15 protein-coding genes are annotated in these 16,693 nt (G+C 60.5%); 9 read left to right on the top strand and 6 right to left on the bottom strand.

From position 1 onward, the window contains the following. The first annotated feature begins 60 nt into the window (after positions 1-60). From PCOSP_RS27815 to gcvH, 5 genes are all read left to right on the top strand, one after another. The gene (locus tag PCOSP_RS27815) at positions 61-1,278 is read left to right on the top strand and encodes a 2-octaprenyl-3-methyl-6-methoxy-1,4-benzoquinol hydroxylase (RefSeq protein WP_464712007.1); all 1,218 of its coding nucleotides are present in this window, start codon (positions 61-63) and stop codon (positions 1,276-1,278) included. Positions 1,279-1,516: 238 nt separating this feature from the next. Continuing rightward, on the top strand, positions 1,517-2,521 hold the full coding sequence (locus PCOSP_RS27810) for an extracellular solute-binding protein (protein ID WP_464709925.1): 1,005 nt from the start codon (positions 1,517-1,519) through the stop codon (positions 2,519-2,521). Positions 2,522-2,717: 196 nt separating this feature from the next. Then, positions 2,718-4,331, top strand: coding sequence for an ABC transporter permease (locus tag PCOSP_RS27805; RefSeq protein ID WP_464709923.1), 1,614 nt, complete (start codon positions 2,718-2,720; stop codon positions 4,329-4,331). A 196-nt stretch (positions 4,332-4,527) separates the two neighbouring features. Then, complete coding sequence (gene gcvT, locus PCOSP_RS27800; RefSeq protein WP_175385242.1) at positions 4,528-5,610, top strand: glycine cleavage system aminomethyltransferase GcvT; 1,083 nt, start codon at positions 4,528-4,530, stop codon at positions 5,608-5,610. 52 nt (positions 5,611-5,662) lie between these two features. Next, positions 5,663-6,049 carry a glycine cleavage system protein GcvH gene (gene gcvH / locus PCOSP_RS27795; RefSeq protein ID WP_139640997.1) on the top strand — a complete coding sequence of 129 codons (387 nt, stop codon included), beginning with the start codon at positions 5,663-5,665 and terminating at the stop codon, positions 6,047-6,049. Positions 6,050-6,211: 162 nt separating this feature from the next. Here gcvH and PCOSP_RS27790 read toward each other — a convergent pair whose 3' ends face one another. The 3 genes from PCOSP_RS27790 to PCOSP_RS27780 form a co-directional block, all read right to left on the bottom strand. After that, positions 6,212-6,532: a DUF2388 domain-containing protein gene (locus PCOSP_RS27790; protein ID WP_173668678.1), complete on the bottom strand. Its 321-nt coding sequence runs from the start codon at positions 6,530-6,532 to the stop codon at positions 6,212-6,214. Between the two features lie 84 nt (positions 6,533-6,616). After that, positions 6,617-8,401 (bottom strand): type IV pilus assembly ATPase TfpB, encoded by a 1,785-nt coding sequence (gene tfpB, locus PCOSP_RS27785; protein ID WP_139640995.1) that lies wholly within the window; start codon positions 8,399-8,401, stop codon positions 6,617-6,619. 144 nt (positions 8,402-8,545) lie between these two features. Next, positions 8,546-8,875 carry a hypothetical protein gene (locus tag PCOSP_RS27780; protein ID WP_464709922.1) on the bottom strand — a complete coding sequence of 110 codons (330 nt, stop codon included), beginning with the start codon at positions 8,873-8,875 and terminating at the stop codon, positions 8,546-8,548. 125 nt (positions 8,876-9,000) lie between these two features. Between PCOSP_RS27780 and PCOSP_RS27775 the strand changes: the two genes are divergently transcribed. After that, positions 9,001-9,471: an Lrp/AsnC family transcriptional regulator gene (locus PCOSP_RS27775; protein WP_024780492.1), complete on the top strand. Its 471-nt coding sequence runs from the start codon at positions 9,001-9,003 to the stop codon at positions 9,469-9,471. Between the two features lie 126 nt (positions 9,472-9,597). Here the strand turns inward: PCOSP_RS27775 and PCOSP_RS27770 are convergent, their stop codons facing one another. Beyond that, positions 9,598-10,965: a CYTH domain-containing protein gene (locus PCOSP_RS27770; RefSeq protein ID WP_139640991.1), complete on the bottom strand. Its 1,368-nt coding sequence runs from the start codon at positions 10,963-10,965 to the stop codon at positions 9,598-9,600. Between the two features lie 158 nt (positions 10,966-11,123). On the opposite strand from PCOSP_RS27770, the gene argE reads away from it, so the two are divergent. The 3 genes from argE (at position 11,124) to PCOSP_RS27755 (ending at position 15,516) form a co-directional block, all read left to right on the top strand. After that, complete coding sequence (gene argE, locus PCOSP_RS27765) at positions 11,124-12,284, top strand: acetylornithine deacetylase (protein WP_464709920.1); 1,161 nt, start codon at positions 11,124-11,126, stop codon at positions 12,282-12,284. A gap of 132 nt (positions 12,285-12,416) precedes the next feature. After that, positions 12,417-13,715 (top strand): amino-acid N-acetyltransferase, encoded by a 1,299-nt coding sequence (gene argA / locus PCOSP_RS27760; RefSeq protein ID WP_139640988.1) that lies wholly within the window; start codon positions 12,417-12,419, stop codon positions 13,713-13,715. Between the two features lie 481 nt (positions 13,716-14,196). After that, complete coding sequence (locus PCOSP_RS27755; protein WP_464709919.1) at positions 14,197-15,516, top strand: OprD family porin; 1,320 nt, start codon at positions 14,197-14,199, stop codon at positions 15,514-15,516. A gap of 62 nt (positions 15,517-15,578) precedes the next feature. Here PCOSP_RS27755 and hepT read toward each other — a convergent pair whose 3' ends face one another. Together hepT and mntA are read right to left on the bottom strand one after the other, a co-directional pair. Beyond that, complete coding sequence (gene hepT, locus PCOSP_RS27750) at positions 15,579-16,001, bottom strand: type VII toxin-antitoxin system HepT family RNase toxin (protein WP_139640983.1); 423 nt, start codon at positions 15,999-16,001, stop codon at positions 15,579-15,581. Next, positions 15,991-16,386: a type VII toxin-antitoxin system MntA family adenylyltransferase antitoxin gene (gene mntA, locus PCOSP_RS27745; RefSeq protein ID WP_139640981.1), complete on the bottom strand. Its 396-nt coding sequence runs from the start codon at positions 16,384-16,386 to the stop codon at positions 15,991-15,993. The genes hepT and mntA overlap by 11 nt, the downstream gene beginning before the upstream one ends. Positions 16,387-16,693: the final 307 nt, after the last annotated feature.

The raw sequence follows: 16,693 nt of genomic DNA, 5'->3' as shown, positions 1-16,693 counted from the left end.
GTTGGACATTCTTTTCATGGGCGGCTCTTGTCGCCCGCAAAACAGGCTTAAAGCATGGAATTGCGTGCAGATCTGCTGATTGTCGGCGCCGGTATGGTGGGTAGCGCCTTGGCGCTGGCGTTGCAGGGTAGCGGCTTGCAGGTGTTGTTGCTCGACGGCAGCCCGATGAGCGTCAAACCCTTCGATCCACAGGCGGCATTCGAGCCCCGGGTCAGTGCGCTGTCGACGGCCAGCCAGCGCATCCTCGAGCGCCTTGGCGTCTGGGACGGCATCGTTGCGCGCCGCGCCAGTCCCTACACCGACATGCACGTATGGGACGGCAGTGGCACCGGGCAGATTCATTTTTCCGCTGAGAGCCTGCATGCCGACACCCTGGGGCATATCGTTGAAAACCGTGTGGTACAGGACGCATTGCTGGACCGGCTGCATGATTGCGACCTGGGCTTGCTCGCCAATGCGCGACTCGAACAGATGCGTCGCTCCGGCGATGACTGGCTGCTGACCCTGGCTGATGGCCGCACCCTGCGGGCACCGCTGGTCATCGCCGCCGACGGCGCGAATTCCGCCGTGCGCCGCCTGACGGGGGTTGCCACCCGCGAGTGGGATTACCTGCACCATGCCATCGTCACCAGCGTTCGCAGCGCCCGGCCTCATCGAATGACGGCATGGCAGCGCTTCACCGACAACGGCCCGCTGGCATTCCTGCCCTTGGAACGCGACGGCCGACACGATTGGTGTTCGATTGTCTGGTCCACGACCCCTGGCGAGGCACAGCGCCTGATGGCACTGGATGACGCCGGTTTCTGCAACGAGCTGGAGCGGGCCTTCGAAGGTCGACTCGGCCAGGTACTCGGCGCCGACCCGCGCCTGTGCGTACCGCTGCGCCAGCGTCACGCCAAGCGCTATGTGGCCGAAGGCCTGGCCTTGATCGGTGATGCGGCCCACACCATTCACCCGCTGGCCGGGCAGGGCGTGAACCTGGGTTTCCTCGACGCGGCTGTGCTGGCCGAAGTGCTGCTGCAGGCCGCCGCACGAGGCGAGCGGCTGGCCGACGTCAAGGTGTTGAGCCGCTACGAGCGCCGGCGCATGCCCCATAACCTGGCGCTGATGGCGGCGATGGAAGGTTTTGAGCGGCTGTTCCAGGCCGATCCATTGCCGGTACGCTGGTTGCGCAATACCGGGTTGAAGCTGGTGGACCGCCTGCCCGAGGCCAAAGCGCTGTTCGTGCGCGAAGCGCTGGGGTTGATCGGGGATCTGCCGGATCTGGCCAAGGCCTGAGCGTTATGGTGGGGCAGATGGCCCTATCGCGGGCAAGCCTTGCTCCCACAGAGCAGGTTGGCCTGGATCTGTGAAAGTGAGCTGTCCTTGTGGGAGCAAGGCTTGCCCGCGATGACGGTTGCATGGCTAGCCTACCAGTACGGCAACATTTGGAAATGTCTCCACCCACTGTTTGATTGAGCTGCCAAATGTGAGTCTTTATCATTTGCGCTCGTTCACCCACCGAGAGACCGCTTCCATGTTGGCACCCAAGCGCCTGCTGTCCGCCCTCGCCCTGACCCTGATCGGCTCCACTGCCGTGCAGGCCGCCGATGAGGTGGTGGTCTACTCCTCACGCATCGATGAGCTGATCAAGCCGGTCTTCGATGCCTACACCAAAAAGACCGGTGTATCGGTGAAGTTCACCACCGACAAGGAAGCGCCGTTGATGCAGCGCATCAAGGCTGAAGGTGAAAATGCCACCGCAGACCTGCTGCTCACCGTCGACGCCGGCAATCTCTGGCAGGCCGAGCAGATGGGCATTCTCCAGCCATTCACCTCCCCGGTGATCGACGCCAACATCCCATCTCAATATCGTGCTTCTTCCCATGCCTGGACCGGCTTGAGCCTGCGGGCACGGACCATTGCCTACTCCACCGAGCGGGTCAAACCCGACGAGCTGACCACCTACGAAGCCCTGGCGGACGATCAATGGGAGGGTCGCCTGTGCCTGCGCACTTCGAAGAAGGTCTACAACCAGTCCCTGACCGCCACCCTGATCGAAACCCACGGTGCCGAAAAAACCGAACAGATCCTCAAGGGCTGGGTCAGGAACCTGTCCACCGATGTGTTTTCCGACGACACCGCATTGCTTGAGGCAATCAACGCCGGGCAGTGCGACGTCGGCATCGTCAACACCTATTATTACGGTCGCCTGCACCAGCAGAAGCCGGATCTGAAAGTGAAACTGTTCTGGCCGAACCAAGCCGACCGGGGTGTGCACATCAACCTGTCGGGCATCGGTCTGACCCGGCACGCACCGCACCCCGAGGCGGCCAAGAAACTGGTGGAGTGGATGACTACGCCAGAGGCCCAAAGTATCTTTGCCGACGTGAACCAGGAGTTTCCAGCCAATCCGCAAGTGCAGCCGTCCAAGGAAGTCGCGGCCTGGGGCAAGTTCAAGGCCGACACGCTGCCGGTGGAGGTCGCGGGCAAGCGCCAGGCCGAAGCCATTCGCATGATGGATCGGGCGGGCTGGAACTGATATACGGGACGAGGTCCCCTGTGGCGAGGGGATTCATCCCCGCAGGGTCGCGGAGCGACCCTGATGGAAGCCATGCTGTGTGTCAGGCGGACTGAGTCGTTTTCCATGGGCTTGCTTCGCAAGCCAGCGGGGATAATTCCCCTCGCCACAGGTTCTGTGTGAGCCTGCCCATGCATCATTTGAACGAGCACCTTCCTTGACCCACCCCGCCCAACGCCGCTGGTATCCCCTGGTCTTCGTCATCGCCGCGCTGGTCCTGTTGCCCTTGAGTGTGCTGCTGCTGTCCTGGCAAAGCATCGACCCGCAGATCTGGTCCCACCTATGGGAAACCCAGATGCCGCGCTTGTTGGGCAACACCCTGACGCTGATAGTGGGCGTGGGGGTCGGTGTGACTGTGCTGGGCGTCAGCCTTGCCTGGCTCACCAGTCTGTGTGAGTTCCCGGGCCGACGTTGGCTCGACTGGGCATTGATGCTGCCGTTCGCGATTCCTGCCTACGTGCTGGCGTTTGTCTTCGTGGGCCTGCTGGACTTTGCCGGTCCGGTGCAAACCCTGTTGCGTGACTGGTTCGGCAGCGGCCTGCGCATGCCCCGGGTCCGCTCCACCGGCGGGGTCATCCTGGTGCTGGTCCTGGTCTTTTATCCTTACGTGTACCTGCTGGCGCGCAGTGCATTCCTGGCCCAGGGCAAGGGTTTGATGGAGGCGGCGCGGGTGCTCGGGCAGTCGCCGTGGCAGGCTTTCTGGCGCGTGGCATTGCCGATGGCCCGGCCGGCCATCGGGGCGGGCGTAGCGCTGGCGTTGATGGAAACCCTGGCGGATTTCGGAGCGGTGTCGGTGTTCAACTTCGACACCTTCACCACGGCCATCTACAAGACCTGGTACGGCTTCTTCAGCTTATCCAGTGCTGCCCAACTGGCCAGCCTGTTGTTGCTGGCGGTGATGCTGGTGCTCTACGGCGAACGCCGGGCCCGGGGCGCCCAGCGGGCCAGTAACGAACGGCCCAGGGCCAAGGCCTTGTACACCTTGCATGGCCTCAAGGCCGCGGCAGCCAGCGGTTGGTGCCTGCTGGTATTCGCCTGCGCATTTGTCGTCCCGGTCCTGCAACTGGTGGTGTGGTTCTGGCAGCGGGGCCGTTTCGATCTGGACGAGCGCTATGCCGGGTTGATTATCCATACCCTTTACCTGGGGGGGCTGGCGGCGTTGGTCACCGTTTGCGTGGCCTTGTTGCTGGCCTTCGCCAGGCGCCTGGCCCCGACCCGGGCTATTCGCGCCGGCGTGGGGCTGGCGAACCTGGGGTACGCCTTGCCGGGTTCGGTGCTGGCAGTCTCGATCATGCTTGCATTCAGCTACCTGGACCGTGAACTGGTTATCCCGCTGTCGACCTTGCTCGGCGGCGCGGGCAAGCCCCTGCTGCTGGGTAGCCTGTCAGCCCTGTTGCTGGCCTATCTGGTGCGTTTCCTGGCCGTGGCGTACGGGCCTCTGGAAAGCAGTCTTGGACGAATCCGTCCGTCGTTGCCAGAAGCCGCACGCAGTCTCGGTGTCAGCGGGCCGCGATTGTTTTTCAACGTGTATCTGCCGCTGCTGTTGCCCGGCACCCTGAGTGCCGCGTTGCTGGTGTTCGTGGATGTGCTCAAGGAAATGCCCGCGACCCTGCTCATGCGTCCGTTCGGTTGGGACACCCTGGCGGTGCGGATCTTCGAAATGACCAGCGAAGGGGAGTGGGCCAGGGCCGCGCTGCCGGCGCTGACCCTGGTACTGGTGGGATTGTTGCCGGTCATCGGATTGATACGACGTTCGGCTCATCGGAGCTGATAGAGCGAGTCCCCAGGTGTCAGTACGAGTGTCCTGTTTCGCCAATACGTTCCTTTTCTGACGGCAACGGCCACCATCAAAAAAGAACAGGATTGGTGATACAGGACACCGGATCATGCGGCTACAATGCGCGGCATTCGGTGTGCTCCGTCTGTCGGACAGTCCGCACCTTCGCCAAGCCCGGAAGGAGAAACCCATGGGACAGCGTACGCCTCTGTATGACCTTCATCTCGCCCTTGGCGCGAAGATGGTCGATTTTGGCGGTTGGGATATGCCTCTGCATTACGGCTCGCAAGTCGAGGAGCACCACCAGGTGCGTCGCGACTGCGGTGTGTTCGATGTATCCCACATGACGGTGATCGATGTTGCCGGTACCCAGGCCAAGGCCTGGCTGCAGCGCTTGCTCGCCAACGACGTCGATCGCTTGCAGGACACGGGTAGTGCTCTCTACAGCGCCATGCTCAACGAGCGGGGCGGCATCGTCGACGACATGATTGTCTACCGTGTCGACGAGGGCTACCGGCTGGTTTTCAACGCCTCGACCCGTGACCAGGATCTGGCCTGGATGCAGGCGCAGCTCGGGGAATACGCCGTGCAACTGCGCGAACGTCCCGAACTGGCGATGCTGGCCATCCAGGGGCCCCAGGCCCGGCACAAGATTGCCGAACTGGTCTCCCAATCGCGCGGTCAATTGATCCAGCAACTCAAGCCCTTCGAAGGCCGCGCCGACGGTGACTGGTTCATCGCGCGCACGGGCTACACCGGTGAAGACGGCCTGGAGATTGTCCTGCCTGCCCACGAAGCACCAAGCTTTTTCAATGATCTGGTGGGGGCGGGCATTTCGCCCATTGGTCTCGGTGCTCGCGATACCTTGCGTCTGGAGGCTGGCATGAACCTCTACGGCCAGGACATCCACCAGGACATTTCCCCATTGGCCTCGAACATGGCCTGGACCATTGCCTGGGAGCCGGCGAGCCGCCAGTTCATCGGGCGCCGTGCGCTGGAAGCCGAATTGGCGGGGGGCGTGCAGCACAAACTGGTTGGCCTGGTGCTGGAAGAGCGCGGCGTCTTGCGCGCCCATCAGGTGGTTCGCATTGCCGATGTGGGCGAAGGTGAGATCACCAGTGGCAGTTTTTCTCCTACGCTTAGCAAGTCAATCGCCCTGGCACGCGTTCCGATGGCTACCGCCGACCGTGCCGAGGTGGAAATTCGTGGTAAGTGGTACCCGGTACGGGTGGTCAAGCCGACCTTCGTCCGCCATGGCAAGACCCTGATTTAACCTTTCACGGCGGGCCGCTGGCCGCTGACACTTTCTCTTGAGGACACAGAATATGAGTGATATCCCTGCCGAACTGCGTTTTGCCGAAAGTCATGAGTGGGCGCGTCTGGACACTGACGGTAACGTCATCGTGGGCATTTCCGACCATGCACAGGAAGCGCTGGGTGACGTGGTGTTCGTCGAACTGCCGGAAATCGGTAAGGTTTTTGAGGCCTCTGAAGCGGCGGGCGTGGTGGAGTCGGTCAAGGCTGCTTCGGACATCTATGCCCCGGTCGGCGGCGAAGTGATCGCTGTCAACGAAGAGCTGGCCGGTTCGCCGGAGCTGTTGAACTCCGAGCCGTACGACGCCTGGATCTTCAAGCTCAAGCCTTCCAATGCGGCTGTTGATCTCGGCAAGCTGCTTGATGCGGCTGGCTACAAGGCTGCCATCGGCGAATGATGAACCGCTAATGTGGGAGCGAGCCTGCTCGCGATGGCGGTGTGTCAGTCAGCATGAATATTGCTGACCTACCGCTATCGCGAGCAGGCTCGCTCCCACAAGAGATGACTTGCAAGGCAAAAAAATGCCGCTCGATCGAGCGGCATTTTTCATGGGGCTGTATCAGTCCTGGGCGACGGCGTTTTTCGCCAGGATCGCATTGGCCAGTTCCATGTCGGTAGCCTGCAGGCCTGGGTTATCGGCACGGACCTTCTGCATCGCGGCTTCCAGGTATGGACCGCGGATGTTGCCGTCACTGGCGACAAAGCTACCGGCATCGTCCTGAGCGGCGACGATCAGTTTGTGGTCCTTGAAAGTCAGATAGGTGGAACCGGTGGTTGCACCGGAAGAGATGACGTTACGCCAAAACGTGTCGGCCATTGCCGAGCCAACAGGAAGAGACAGCAAGGCTAGGGTAGCGACAGCAAGTTTGAGACGCATGATGGTGACTCCACTGGGTTAACTATGAATTTGGATTACCTGCGCCTGTATTCAGTTCCGTGACCTGCCGCCCAAGCGTCATCGGACCTACTTGTGCTCGCTTTGCGGTGTCACCCGCAGCACCTCCTCTACGGTCGTCAGCCCTGCGGCGATTTTCTGCGCACCGGACAGCCGCAAGCTGCGCATGCCTTCCTTGAAGGCCTGGCGGCGTACTGCCAGCAGGTCGGTATCGGCATGGATCAGTCCTTTGATGCTGTCACTCAGTTGAAGTATTTCGTACACCCCGGCGCGTCCGCGATAACCGGTATCACGGCACTCCAGACAACCGACGGCTTGTTGGGCATTGCTCGGCAACGGGGCCTGCCAGGGCCGGGTCAGGGTTTGCCAATCGTCCTCGTCCAGGGTCAGGGGCGCCTTGCAATGAGGGCACAGCGTGCGCACCAGGCGCTGGGCCATGATCCCGAGGACCGTGGCCTTGATCAGATAGTGGGGCACACCGAGTTCAAGCAGGCGACTGATGGCGCTCGGTGCATCGTTGGTATGCAACGTCGAGAGCACAAGGTGTCCGGTGAGTGCCGCCTGGATCGCCATCTCGGCGGTTTCCAGGTCACGGATTTCGCCGATCATGATGATGTCCGGGTCTTGCCGCATGAGTGCGCGTACGCCGGCGGCGAAACTCAGGTCGATGTTGTGTTGCACCTGCATCTGGTTGAAGGACGACTCGACCATCTCGATCGGGTCCTCGATGGTGCAGAGGTTCACCTCCGGCGTCGCCAGTTTCTTCAGGGTGGTGTAGAGGGTGGTGGTCTTGCCGGAGCCGGTAGGACCGGTCACCAGGATGATGCCGTTGGGCTGACGCGTCATGTCCTGCCAGCGGCGCAGGTCGTCGGCGGAGAAGCCGAGTTGGTCGAAGTCCTTGAGCAGGACTTCGGGGTCGAAGATCCGCATGACCATTTTTTCGCCGAACGCCGTGGGCAATGTCGACAGGCGCAACTCCACTTCGTTACCGTCCGGGGTCTTGGTCTTGACCCGGCCGTCCTGGGGTTTGCGTTTTTCCGCGACGTTCATCCGTCCCAGGTTCTTCAGGCGACTGATGATCGCCATCGTCACCTGGGGCGGAAACTGATAGACGGTATGCAGCACCCCGTCGATGCGAAACCGCACCGTGCCCTGTTCGCGACGCGGCTCGATGTGGATATCGCTGGCGCGCTGCTGGAAGGCGTACTGGAACAGCCAATCGACGATATTGACGATATGCGCGTCGTTGGCGTCCGGCTCCTGGTCGCTGGCGCCCAGGTTGAGCAGTTGTTCGAAGTTGCTGAGGTTGCTCGGTTGCTGGTCGGTGGTGGTGGCTCCACTGACCGATTTGGCGAGTCGATAGAACTCCACGCTCAGGCGCTGGATATCCACGGGGTTGGCGACTACCCGCTTGATCGGCAGCTTGAGTACATGGGTCAGGTCCGATTCCCAACTGCTGACGTACGGTTGGGCGCTGGCGACGGTAACGGCGTCGCGATCGACGGCCACCGCGAGGATCTTGTGGCGCTGGGCAAAGGCATAGGACATCAATGGCGTGACGGCCGCGACATTGATCTTCAGCGGGTCAATGCGCATGTACGGCTGGCCGGCCTGCTGTGACAGCCACAGGGTCAGGCTCTCCAGGTCCAGGCGCTTGCCGGGGCGGCTGAGGTCGTCAAGGTGCTGGTTGGCGATGAACTCCAACGGGTGCAACTGGCTATTGGTGTTGTGGCGTCGCCGGGCATTGAGCGCGGTTTCGGCCGAATCCTGGCTGATGAAGCCTTGGGCGACCAGTTGGCGCAGCAGCTCATTGAGGTCCAGCCAGCGGTCCTGAGTGGCGTGTTTGGTGGACATGCGGGTTCCTATTGGACAATTGCAGCAAAGCCGCGATACAGACGCTTGCGCGTCCTGAGTCGGTCTGCAAAAGAATAGTCCCGACCCTATGAACCGTTGGGCCACTACCCGACCAATGCGTTTCGAATTCTTGCATTTCGCCTTTCAAGCGGTCGCCTGGACTGGCTCGAACCACTCATCGTGAGTGTTGCGCAGGTCCACCGAGCAAACGCTGATCAGGTTGCGTAATTTTTCCGCAAGCACCTGGGCACGGTGCCAGCTCAGCCCTTCGATGAGGATTTCCATTGTCAGCAGCTCGTCCTGGCGCTCGACGTGGACCTGCTCTGGCATCAAGCCCTGCAAGGCGAACAGATTCAGGGCCCGGCAGAGCAAATCGGCTTCGGCTTCGGCCAGCAACCGGTATTGCACACGGCAATGGGCGTTGGCGGTATGCCAGACATCGGCACGGGGGGCGAGGGCTTCGAATACGGGCATGGAGGGTCTCCTGGGCTGGAGAGAAATGTTTACATGCGCGAAGGGGTATTTCTTATCTAAGATGAATGGAAATGGCGGTTCAATGAATTATCCAATTCTATATTTGATTTTTTATGGGTTTATTTATGCACAGTGAGCTGGATGGCTACGACCGCAGGATACTGGCGCTTCTGCAAGAGGATGCCTCGCTGTCCAGCGCGCAGATCGCCGAACAGGTGGGCCTGTCGCAGTCGCCGTGCTGGCGACGGATCCAGCGGATGAAGGAGGAGGGGATCATTCGCGGTCAGGTGACGCTGCTCGACCGCAAGAAAATCGGACTCAACACGCAGATCTTCGCCGAAATCAAACTCAACGCCCACGGGCGTTCGAACTTCACCGAATTCACCGAGGCGATTCGCGGCTTTCCCGAAGTCCTGGAGTGTTATGTGCTGATGGGGTCGGTGGATTTCCTGCTGCGCATCGTCACGGCGGACATCGAGGCGTATGAGCGATTCTTTTTCGAGAAGCTGTCGCTGGTGCCGGGGATACAGGAAGTGAACTCGATCGTGGCGCTTTCGGAGATCAAGTCCACGACGAGTTTACCGGTGATGCGCTGACTTCTGCTGTGTCTGCTCCGGCCCCATCGCGAGCAGGCTCGCTCCCACATTGATGCCATGTTCGTACACATCAATTGTGTCCGCTGAAGATCCAGTGTGGGAGCGAGCCTGCTCGCGATGGCGGTATTACAGGCGCAACAACATCTTCCAGGCCCGATTCTGGTACACCGCAATCGCCTGATGCTTGCGTGCATCCAGGGCTTCGTCGGTAATGGGCTCGTTCGCCAGTTGCGCCAGTTTGTTCAGCTCGCCGTAGAGGCGGTCCATCTCCGGTATCTCCAGCACCGCACGGGCATGGTGCAGCCAGACCTGGATTCGCTCGATGCGAGGCAGTTGTTCAGCCAGGTCTTCCGGTTGCTGCTGGTAGCGTTGCAGTTGCAGGGACGAGGCTTCCTCGCCCAGCAGTCGAGGCAGCCAGCTATTGAGTTGCGCCGCGCCCTGGCGATTGCCACGGGTATTGCGCTCGGTCGTCCAGCCGCGGGCCAGCAGCCAGCGCGAAGCGTTCAGGGAGAACAGACCCCAACGCGGGTCCTGCAACTCCTCAAGGAACTGCTCCGGTGCCGCCTTGCGCACGTCTTCGTCGTCCAGGCCGGCCTGGACCAGTGGACGCCAGTCTTCCAGCAGGGCGTCCAGGGCGATGCGCAAGTCGTGGGTCGATTGACGCGGTGCGGCCTGGCCAAGGCTGCTGAGCAAGGCTCGCAGTTCGGCGAGGTTCTCTACCCAGTCCAACAGCAGGCGCCAGTGGCCATTGAAGCGGTACTGCTCGGCCAGGCGCTGGCTGCTGCCCAGCAAATGCCAGCTCAGCGCGGCGAAGGCGTCGTCCAGCGGCATCTCGGCGGTCAATTGCGGGGCGGGCAGGCTCAGGGCGTAGCTGTTTGCATCGTACAGGCGGTAGCCACGTTCGGCCTTGCTGATGTCGCAGGGCATCAAGGGCAGGGTCGCGGCCAGTTCGGCGGCCAGCTCCAGCAGCGCGGCGGGCTCGCCTTCGCGCAGTTCCAACTCCAGCTCGCAGATTTCTTCCTTCTGCTTGCCGACCACGACATGACCCAGGTCCAGTGCCGCTTCGATGACCACTTTGCTTTTGCCGCGACCCCAGGCGATTTCGGCGCGCTCGCGGACGAAATCGGTGGTGAAGATGGCCTTGAGGGTTTTCTTGTCCAGTTCGGCCAAGGCCTCGGGCCAGCATTCGCCGTCGAGCTTCTTCAGGTCCAACTTGGCTTTGGGCAGGTGCCAGTCGTATTCATTGCGCTCGGACAGGCCGGCGATGCTCTGGCCACGGGTCTTGAGGGTCTGGATCACCTCTTCACCGTCGCGGCGCAGGCGCAGGGCGACCTTGGCCCGGGCCAGGTCTCGCTCGGGGGTGTCGAAATACTGGTTCATCAGCTCACGGCGTTCCCAGCCGCCTTTGTTGCGTTTTTTCAGCAGCGGATGCTCGCGCAAGGCTGTCAGGGTCTCGCGGCTGACGCGGAGTTTGATTTCGGTTTCTTTCTGCATGGCCGGAAAATCCAGGGATCGGGTGCGCAGCCGGGGGAAGGTGTGGCTGCCAAGGCCGTGCAGTGTACAGGAGTCCTCCGTCCTACGCGCCGCGACGGTTTATTCCTGGCACCGGATGGTTCTATGATGGGTGTCAATTTGTGAGTCCGGAGCCAGCGATGCCTTTGCCGTCCATGAAAGATCAGTTCGCTGCCCTGATCGCCGCGCCTTCGGTCAGTTGCACGCAGCCTGGGCTGGACCAGTCCAACAGCGCGGTGATCGAGCTGCTGGCGGGCTGGCTCGGTGACCTCGGGTTCTCCTGTGATATCCAACAGGTCAGCCCCGGCAAGTTCAACCTCCTGGCGAGTTTTGGCAGTGGCCCCGGCGGCCTGGTGCTGGCCGGGCACAGCGATACGGTGCCGTTTGACGGCGCATTGTGGAAGACCGATCCCTTGAAGCTCACCGAAGTCGATGGGCGCTGGGTCGGACTGGGCAGTTGCGACATGAAAGGCTTTTTCGCCCTGGCCATCGAAGCGCTCAAGCCATTGCTGGACCAGCCGTTCAAGCAACCGTTGCTGATTCTCGCCACCTGCGACGAGGAAAGCTCCATGGCTGGCGCCCGTGCGCTGGCCGAGGCCGGACGTCCCTTGGGGCGCGCCGCCGTCATCGGCGAGCCGACCGGCCTGCGACCGATTCGCCTGCACAAAGGCGTGATGATGGAGCGCATCGACATTCTCGGGCGCAGCGGTCATTCCTCCGATCCGAGCCTGGGGCATAGCGCGCTTGAAGCCATGCACGACGCCATGGGCGAGCTGCGCGGCCTGCGCCTGCAATGGCAGCGTGAATTCCGTAACCCGCAGTTCACGGTGCCGCAACCGACCCTGAACTTCGGGTGTATCCACGGCGGAGACAACCCCAACCGGATCTGCGGCCAATGCTCCATGGAGTTCGACTTGCGTCCCTTGCCGGGCATGGATCCGCAGGTGTTGCGGGCGGCCATCCTGCAAAAGCTCAACCCTATCGCCGAGCGGCACAAGGTCAAGATCGACTATGCGCCGCTGTTCCCTGAAGTGCCGCCGTTCGAACAGCCCGAGGACGCCGAACTGGTGCGCGTGGCCGAGCGGCTCACCGGCCATCGTGCCGAAGCAGTGGCGTTCGGCACCGAAGCGCCTTATCTTCAGCGCCTCGGTTGCGAAACCCTGGTGTTGGGCCCTGGCGATATCGCCTGTGCCCACCAGCCGGGCGAGCACCTTGAAATGTCACGTCTGCAACCTACCGTGCAATTGTTGCGGCAGCTGATCGAGCACTATTGCCTGACACCGGCCACCACCGGCTACTAGTTTGCCTTTATCCGGGCCCGTATTCATAAGGAGAGCGCGCGTGTCGCCAAGCCTGTTCCGACGATAACCAGCAGCCTGCTGTGCGTTCCGTTTCGTCTTTTTTCGGCTGTTATTTATTACAGGTCCAGGTTCATGCCCGAATACGTCAATTGGCTTCGTCACGCTTCGCCCTATATCAATGCCCACCGCGACTGCACCTTCATCGTCATGCTGCCCGGCGACGGTGTGGAGCACCCCAATTTCGGCAACATCGTCCATGACCTGGTGCTGTTGCACAGTCTCGGTGTGCGGCTGGTGCTGGTCCATGGTTCGCGCCCGCAGATCGAAACCCGTCTCGCCGCGCGAGGGTTGACCCCGCATTATCACCACGGCATGCGCATCACCGATGCCGCGACCCTGGAGTGCGTGATCGATGCGGTTGGCCAGTTGCGCATTGCCATCGAGGCTCGCCTGTCGATGGACATGGCTTCTTCGCCGATGCAGGGTTCGCGGTTGCGGGTCGCCAGCGGCAATCTGGTCACCGCAAGGCCCATCGGCGTACTGGAAGGCGTGGACTATCACCACACCGGCGAAGTGCGCCGGGTCGACCGCAAGGGTATCAACCGTCTGCTGGACGAGCGCTCCATAGTTCTTCTGTCACCATTGGGCTATTCGCCTACCGGAGAAATCTTCAACCTCGCCTGTGAAGATGTCGCCACCAGGGCTGCCATTGACCTGGCGGCCGACAAGCTGTTGCTGTTCGGTGCCGAGCAGGGCTTGATCGGCGAAGACGGGCGTCTGGTGCGTGAGTTGCGCCCACAACAGGTCCCGTCCCATATGCAGCGCCTGGGCAGCGACTATCAGGCCGAATTGTTGGATGCTGCAGCCCAGGCCTGCCGTGGCGGCGTGGCTCGCAGTCACATTGTCAGCTACGCCGAAGACGGTGCGCTGCTGGCCGAGCTGTTCACCCGCGATGGCAGCGGTACGTTGGTCGCCCAGGAGCAATTCGAAGTGGTGCGCGAAGCGGCCATCGAAGACGTCGGTGGCTTGCTGGACCTGATCAGTCCGCTGGAGGAGCAGGGCATCCTGGTGCGTCGCTCCCGCGAAGTGCTGGAGCGGGAAATCGAGCAGTTCAGCGTGGTCGAGCGCGAAGGCATGATCATCGCTTGCGCGGCGCTCTACCAGATCGCCGATTCGGACGCTGGGGAGCTGGCCTGCCTGGCGGTAAATCCTGAGTACCGCCACGGTGGCCGGGGTGATGAACTGCTGGAGCGGATCGAGACCCGTGCTCGTGCCAAAGGGCTCAAGACCCTGTTCGTGCTCACCACCCGTACCGCCCACTGGTTCCGTGAAAGGGGCTTCGAACCCAGCAGCGTTGAGCGTCTGCCGGCGGCCCGGGCATCACTGTACAACTATCAACGCAACTCGAAGATCTTCGAGAAGGCCCTATAGGTCCAGTCAACCATGCGCCCCATTTGGGGTGATGGATTGCACTTTTCTTGATTTCAAACAATAAGATTTTTGTCTCAAAAACTTCACAATCCTGGTCTATGCTGCTTCGGACGCATTGAGACAGACAGCGAGGCTCGCACTCCGAGCCTCGATATCCAAGTCTTTTGCCCTGAAAAAGTGCACAAAAATTAGCCGTTCAGTAATTCGCAGGCTGGCCGATATGCCAGGTCTGGAGTGAAGATGCGCTGATGACATCTATATGTCCAAATTGACTGAAAACTTATGAAACAATTCTTTTTGGAATTATAAATAATCCATTATTCTTCCGCCCGGTGTCGTGGGGTTAGACCTTGGTCGTAGTCATAAATGGTTACGATTGACTTGTCGGTCACGGTCTGGCGCTAATCGCGCATCCGCGGATTCCGGACGTTCGATCCAGAACCAAAGAAACACAAGAATTAGAAAACGAGAGGAGCGAAGCATGAACAAGTCCACCTTGGCCCTGGCTGTGGCCGTTGGGGTTTTGGCGCAGCAGGCAGGCGCCGCCGGTTTTATCGAAGACAGCAAGGCGTCTGTCAGTTCTCGTACGCTGTACTTCAATAACGATAACCATGATGGTAATGAGGATCTGCGCGAAACGGGCACCGGCCTCAAGTTCGACTATAAGTCTGGCTTCACGCAAGGCGTTGTTGGTTTCGGTATCGATGCTCAGGCGCTGGTGGGTATTCGTCTCGATGGGGGCCGGGGCCGTAACGCTGGTTCCTATATGCCAAGCGATACTGATGGTTCGGCAGTACACGATTGGAGCCGTTTGTCGGGCAACGTCAAGGCGCTGTTCTCCAAGACCGAGGCTCATGTAGGTGGCGCACTGGCACCAAACCTGCCGATCCTGGTCGCCAACGACAGCCGTCTGCTGCCGCAGACCTTTGAAGGTGGCACCATCACCTCCAAGGAAATCGACAATGTGACCTTCAACGCCGGTCAGCTGGAACACGCTACCGGTCGTGCATCGAGCAACAGCACCGGTCTGGCGATCGCAGGTGGTACCGAAGACAGCAACCAGTTCCGCTTTGGCGGTGCCGACTGGAAGGTCACCAAAGACCTGACCCTGCAGTACTACTACGCCAACCTGCAGGATTACTACAAGCAGCACTTCCTGGGTGCGGTACACGTTTTCCCGATCAGCGAAGGCCAATCGTTCAAGACTGACCTGCGTTACTTCGACAGCAGTTCGGATGGCCGTAATGGCGACGCCGGCTATCGCTTCAACAACAACGGTGGCTATGCCAAAAACCCTGGCGAGGTCGATAACAAGACCTGGAGCGCCATGTTCACCTACACCCTGGGTGGCAGTGCCTTCCTGTTGGGTCACCAGCAAGTCGGTGATGACGGTGGCTTCGTCTACCTGAACCAGGGCAACGTGGTAAACAGCAACGGTCGTCCTGAAGGCGCCGGCGGCTCGAGCTTCTACCTGTTCACCGACAGCATGATCAACGGTTTTGTCCGCGCCGGTGAAAACACCACGTTCGGTCAGTACTCGTATGACTTCGCCTCGGCTGGCGTTCCGGGTCTGAAAGCGTCGATTGCCTACCTGCGTGGTGACGATGTCAAATCCGCCACTGCTGGCGGAAGCGATTACTCCGAGTGGGAACGCGACGTGCGTGTGGATTACGTCATCCAGCAAGGCGCTTTGAAAGGCTTCGGCACTACCCTGCGTCAGGGTACCTACCGCAGCAGCGGCGTGGGCGACAGCCAGGATCAGACCCGTCTGATCTTCAACTACACTTACAACTTCATGTAAGACGTAGAGCCGTAAAAAAGCCCCGTCCGGCACGCGCCGGGCGGGGCTTTTGCGTTTTCGGGTCAGGCGTCTGTAGAGTCCTTACGCAGGATGAATGCGCTGAACGCCAGAAAATCATCCAGGTGCTGGGTAATGATTGCGACCATGATCGGCAGCTGCAGGGCTTGATAGTCGTGCACGGCGATATTTCTGAAACCCACCATGTTTTTCAGATGCTTCACCAGGCCTTCCGCCACCCAGCCGCCTTGAAAAAGCAACTCGAACACGTCCCGAGCGCTTTGCGGGACTCCTAGGCGTTCGCGGCGAATCAAATGCTGCCCCATATCCAGCGCCGCTTCACATGCACGCTGAATATTCAGGACGGCCGAATCCTGACGGGTGAAATCAGTGGCGAAGGTGGAGGGATCTTTCTCGTACTCCTCGCGTACCCTGGCGACGCAACGCTCTATGCTTGCCGCTTTGTTGATCAATACATCATCGACCATACACGGTGCCTTCTTCGTGAATATCCTTGAGTAGGGCCGCCCGGGCTGTGTCGAAAGCGGTTTTCTCGCTGAGAATGAAACTCTCGAACAACCCCGCCTGTACGTCTTTGGCCCATAAGCGCTGACCACGAGTCACGATCTGGTATTGCATCACGGTGGTTGCCGCGCGCAGATCGATCAGGTCGACCGGGCTCCCGGCGATATCCGCCAGGTCTCCCGAAAGCTGCCATAAAAACACCGGGTCGACATGACCAGGTACCAGCACGGCGATATCGACATCGCTATCAGGCCCGGAGGTTCCCTGTGCATGGCTGCCGAACAGGTACACTGCCAATAAATCAGGCAGATGGTTTTGCAGATACGTCAGCAAGGCTTGAATGTTCATGCAGCCTATCCTAGCTGTTCGTCCTGAAATCGCGGCAATAATTTCCATAATGTGGATACGAAACAAAAAAGCCCCGCCCGACAACACGCCGGGCGGGGCTTTACGTTTCGAGTCAGGCCCACCCCTGTAGCCCTCCTCGAAGCTTCTCCTCTTTACAGCAACTCGAGGCCTTCTCGAACCTCATCGAGGATGTTGAGCCCATAGGTACATCAGGGCCAGTGAACAGTTTTTTATATTCACAAAAAGTCTAGACAGATCAATATTCATTCTTTTTAAAACCGCCAGAACCGAGGCACAGTCAGGCTCC

It is taken from the genome of Pseudomonas sp. MAFF 730105 (genome assembly GCF_055380705.1).
Note: the sequence above shows the minus strand (reverse complement) of the source record. Positions and strands in the feature narration are given on the sequence as shown.

Coding starts and splice junctions, on each gene's coding strand:
- PCOSP_RS27775 (WP_024780492.1), top strand. CDS start 9,001: ATGCACAGTGAGCTGGATGGCTACGACCGCAGGATACTGGCGCTTCTG.
- argA (WP_139640988.1), top strand. CDS start 12,417: ATGCCCGAATACGTCAATTGGCTTCGTCACGCTTCGCCCTATATCAAT.
- tfpB (WP_139640995.1), bottom strand. CDS start 8,401: ATGTCCACCAAACACGCCACTCAGGACCGCTGGCTGGACCTCAATGAG.
- PCOSP_RS27780 (WP_464709922.1), bottom strand. CDS start 8,875: ATGCCCGTATTCGAAGCCCTCGCCCCCCGTGCCGATGTCTGGCATACC.
- gcvT (WP_175385242.1), top strand. CDS start 4,528: ATGGGACAGCGTACGCCTCTGTATGACCTTCATCTCGCCCTTGGCGCG.
- hepT (WP_139640983.1), bottom strand. CDS start 16,001: ATGGTCGATGATGTATTGATCAACAAAGCGGCAAGCATAGAGCGTTGC.
- PCOSP_RS27755 (WP_464709919.1), top strand. CDS start 14,197: ATGAACAAGTCCACCTTGGCCCTGGCTGTGGCCGTTGGGGTTTTGGCG.
- gcvH (WP_139640997.1), top strand. CDS start 5,663: ATGAGTGATATCCCTGCCGAACTGCGTTTTGCCGAAAGTCATGAGTGG.
- mntA (WP_139640981.1), bottom strand. CDS start 16,386: ATGAACATTCAAGCCTTGCTGACGTATCTGCAAAACCATCTGCCTGAT.
- PCOSP_RS27810 (WP_464709925.1), top strand. CDS start 1,517: ATGTTGGCACCCAAGCGCCTGCTGTCCGCCCTCGCCCTGACCCTGATC.
- argE (WP_464709920.1), top strand. CDS start 11,124: ATGCCTTTGCCGTCCATGAAAGATCAGTTCGCTGCCCTGATCGCCGCG.
- PCOSP_RS27770 (WP_139640991.1), bottom strand. CDS start 10,965: ATGCAGAAAGAAACCGAAATCAAACTCCGCGTCAGCCGCGAGACCCTG.